Raw genomic sequence first — 4,693 nt, forward strand, 5'->3', positions numbered from 1 at the left:
GCCAATCCTTCGTACATATAGGGAACATCGTTGGAATAAGTACGTTTACTCCTGTCGCCCATCAGCAAGCCGCTTACAGTATGCAAGCCGAAAGAACGGTCATAATTTAAGGTTAACTGCCCATAATTCCTCCTTTGTGGTGAAGGAGTTGCCGTATTAATACTATTATTCATCGTATTATCGTCAATACGCCTTGGAGAAGAGTATGCTCCCTGATAATGCCCACCATCCATAAAAACATCAACACCATCAGTAGGATAAAAGGTAGCATAACCGCCATATTCCCTGTAACCTTCAGACTCATGGGGAACAGTTCTGTCTATAGTATTACCCTGTTGGTTATCATAAGAAAATTGTCCCTCTATTTTTAATCCCTGGGTAATAAAATCAAGTTTGTGGCCCATAGTAAATGTTCCATCCATGAATGCCTTATATTCATTAATAAAACCCGAATAGGCCAATTCACCTAAAATATTATACCTGTAAATCTGCGAACCGAACAGCAAACCATTGGGATGTTTTGCTTCATAAGCCGCATTCGCCGTATTATCGTTATTTTCAAGAATAATAGGGTAAATGGATGGTTGGGTATTACATATCTGAACTATCCTGGTTGCCGTAGTTCCCGGGGCAACTCTTTGTTGAATACGTCCCCCCAAATCCAGTTTTACATAAAAGTTCTTGGTAATATCAATGTCGATATTTGACCGGAAGTTGTAACGTTTGAATGTCGCATTGGTATTATAGGTACTGAGATCAGTATGATTATAATTTCCGTTTTGATTCATATAACCGGCTAAAACAAAATACCGGGTTGATCTGGAACCTCCGGAAATTCTTAAACTGTAATCTTCCTGTAAACTGGGTTTAAAAGCATAATCGAACAAATTAAGGTTGTAGCCTAACCCATCAGAGTTATCCCCTTTTGCCTTGCGATAGTTTTCTATCTGGTCGGAAGTAAATAATTTCACGGTAGTATTAGGGTCATCATTTAACCTGGCCTCATTGTACAACATGGCATAATCAGCAGAACCCAGGTAGGTAGGGAACATAACGGCGGAAGAAAGTCCTGAGGCTGCTTTAAATATAACACTGGGCTTATCCTGAGTCTGACCGTGGCGGGTGGTTACCAGAATAACCCCGTTGGCACCTCTTACACCATACACTGCAGTGGAAGAAGCATCCTTAAGCACGGTAATTGTTTCAACTTCATCGGGATTAAGATATTGAAAATCACGCTCCACACCATCCACAATCACGATAGGACTTTGACTACTACTATTATATGTAGACATACCCCTGACATATATTGAACTGGCATCAACTCCCGGTTCACCACCACTATATTGGGTTACAATCAAACCTGGTATACGCCCGGCCAACGAATTGGAGAGGTTTATGGTAGGACTCTGTTTCAGGTCTTTTGTAGTGACAGTGCTTAATGCACCTACCACAGTCACCTTTTTCTGTTGTCCATAACCGACAACAACGACTTCGTCAAGTTTTTTCATATCGGAGGACAGCTCCAAATCAATAACCGTCCTTCCCTTCACCGAGACCTTCTGGGTGATAAATCCCATGTACGAAAACACCAAAACCGCATTACTGTTTGGGACCTCAATACTATAGCGCCCATCAGCATCCGTGGTAACTCCAATACTGGTACCTTCAATCATCACATAAACTCCGGCTAAAGGATTTTCAGTGCCTACTTCTTTAATGGTTCCTGAAACTTTTTGCTTCTGAGCAATCTTTTCAGGGGTAATAACCACCATGTTATTGTCAAGCATTTTATAAGTAAGCCCTTTATTCTCGAGAATTTTATTTAATATCTCATCTAGATCTTTCTTCTTTGCATTGATACTTATATCATTATTTAATCCTGATAATTGATCATTATAAAAGAATCTATATTTACTTTGGTTTTCTATCTTATATAAAACACTTCGTAGACTTGTATTCTTTACATTAATCGTCAGACTTTGAGATAAAACAGATGCTGAAGTTTGAATAATTGCCAAGAATGACAATATCACAGACAATTTCATAATTAACAGAATTTTATGACACCTCTTTTTTTGAGGAAAAAAAATCCTCCTACAAAATATTTTCATAAATTTGAAAGGTTTTAATTAAACAATCAATTAAGATTGATATTCTTTAACAAAGAATATCGTTTTTGTAATTTAAAGGAAGTTGGGACCACTGCCATGGTTCCAACTTTTTTTTTGGTGGCTAAGTAGGTTTCCTTATCATAAGCAATTGATTTTATTAAGTTTTGACATCATAGATATTTTTTAATTATTGTGAAATAGCTTTTCATATTTGAGTTTTGCCACAGGATCAATGGTCAGGTCAACCTTTCCTTTCCCAATTTGATATTGAAGGGGTGCTGTCAGCTGAACAACCTGCATAACCTGTTCAAGTGTTTCGTTCTTAAATGTACCGGTAAACTTATAATGTTTTAATTCTTCCGAATGAAAATGTATGGTTACATTATATCTTCTTTCAATCAGAATAGCCAGATCCCCTATTTCCTCTCCCTTAAAAATCCAACGGTCATCCTTCCAGGATGTGGATAAATCCGTATTCACCGCAGTTTGAACAACAGGGGTTAAAAATTTACAGTCCTGACATCTCTTTAATTTAATATTATTAAGCTTATCAGCGGTTAAATTTGCCGGATTGGTATATAGCGATGAGTCAATAATTGCTTTACCTGTAGAAAAAGTGACTTTTTGTTTAGGCAACATGGTAATGGAAAAAGAACGATTTTGCTGATCTTCTCCTTCTATTTTTACAATCCCTTTGACCAATGTGGTTTCAACGGTATTTTCTTCGGGATAAGCTTTTACATTAAATTCAGTACCTACCGCTTTAATGTTAAGATTTTTTGCCTTTACGGTAAAAGGCTTTTTTGCATTTGAAACAACCTTAAAAAAAGCTTCCCCTATTAAGGTCACCTGCCTGTTTCTTTCCCCATAAGTCTGTGGATCATAACTTAAATTACTTTTAGCATTGATCCAAACCTGGGTACCATCAGGTAAAACAGTCATTGCTTTTGCTCCCTCTGACACATAAAACGAAACCAGTTTATGTCGATTCAAAGGCTTGTCAATAAATAAAAGATATGTTAAAAGCGAACCAAGACTGAAAATTATCAAAACGGATGCTGCAATTTTCAGAAACTTATTTATACGGAAACGGGAGGTATAGCCCTGGGAATAATGGTTCATTAAATCAATTTTATGATTCAAATCCCGCAGTTTCTGATTTATCTGATTAGGATCGTTATCGGCAATCTGGGCAGTAGCCATCCACATGGTCCTTATCTTAATAAATTCCGATTTATTCTCTGCCGACTGATTAATCCAATCACGCAATAAGCCAATCTCTTCCTGACTGGCATTCCCAGACAAAAAACTGATTATTAAATCATTAAAACTCTCCGTATTTTTATGTTCACTGTTCATCATGATATCTTTCAAAAATTAAGACACAAAAAATCGAATTTGGTCTACAAAAAATTAATATATTTTTTAAACTAAGATGGAATATGCTGTTCTAACTTATTTTCAGAAGTACTTTTTGACACTTTCAAGCAATTTATCAATTGCCCTTGACATTTGCGTTTTAACGGTGCTGGTGGAAAGATCCAAACGTTCAGCCACTTCTGAATAAGAAAGATGTTCATACCTGCACATTTGAAAAATCTGCCGGCACTTTTCAGGAAGATTTTCGATGGCCGTATTAAGTTCTTCCTCTGCCTGTTCAGTATATAATGTGTCGAAAACTGAATCAGAAATGTCTGTCAGCAATAAATCAGACTGCATCGTCAGGTTATTCAGTGGAATTATTTTATTTGATAAAGAGTTGCTGTTGCGTATATAATTCAGGCAACGATTATGTACGCTACGATATAAATAAGCTTTTAATGAAGAATTGATGAGTATTTTATCACTACTCTCCCAAAAACTAATAAATACTTCCTGTACAAGATCTTCTGCGACCTCATATTCTCTCACATAGTCATTAGCAAAAATGCATAAACCAGGAAAATATTTTTTAAAAACAAGGTTAAAAATTTCCCTATCTCCCTTATTTATTTTCCCCAGAATCCCTTTTTCATGCTGAGTCATAATAGGATTTTTATAGTAGGCATTGATATTTCGGTAATTTAAACCGTTATTTCATGACTACAAATATAATTTTTTACAAAATCTTATTATACATAAAATTTCATCCAAACAAAATGCATTATATAAAATATTTCTGAATGAAAAATATATATACAGATCAAAGCTGGTTTCTTAAATGGAAAAAATACTTGGAGATGTGAGCAAATTTGTAATAAATTTGTAAAACCAAGCCTTCGGCTATGTCCAATAATTCCACGAATTTGGTTATCAAAATAAACCTGAAAGAAAGTCCTGAATTTTTTTTTATTTAAAATAGATGAAACAAACCAACCTGGATAACCTGAATAAATGCTGGTATGATGTTCCCTGGTAAAGTTTTTGGTACTGGGATGCGCAAGGCAGTACCTGGGCTTTATGGTGCCTGTTAAGGAAGATGAAACAGAACTTTATATAATTGATTAATAACTTTAAAATTAAGATAACTTAAGTTTCGCAACTAAATATTTTTCTGAACGGAATAAAATTTAAAGTCAGTGATTTATTGTCCTTCAACC

3 protein-coding genes are annotated in these 4,693 nt (G+C 35.5%); all 3 read right to left on the reverse strand.

Annotation, left to right across the window (positions count from 1 at the left end; translation table 11 throughout):
- A partial coding sequence (locus Q8907_12940; protein ID MDP4275176.1) for a SusC/RagA family TonB-linked outer membrane protein occupies nt 1–2,048 on the reverse strand: 2,048 nt, incomplete at its 3' end.
- Between the two features lie 249 nt (nt 2,049–2,297).
- The gene (locus tag Q8907_12945; GenBank protein ID MDP4275177.1) at nt 2,298–3,476 is read right to left on the reverse strand and encodes a FecR family protein; all 1,179 of its coding nucleotides are present in this window, start codon (nt 3,474–3,476) and stop codon (nt 2,298–2,300) included.
- A gap of 99 nt (nt 3,477–3,575) precedes the next feature.
- Entirely contained in the window at nt 3,576–4,139 is a 564-nt protein-coding gene (locus tag Q8907_12950) for an RNA polymerase sigma-70 factor (protein ID MDP4275178.1), read from the reverse strand.
- Nucleotides 4,140–4,693 lie beyond the last annotated feature (554 nt).

The sequence above is a fragment of the Bacteroidota bacterium genome (genome assembly GCA_030706565.1).
GTDB lineage: Bacteria > Bacteroidota > Bacteroidia > Bacteroidales > JAUZOH01 > JAUZOH01.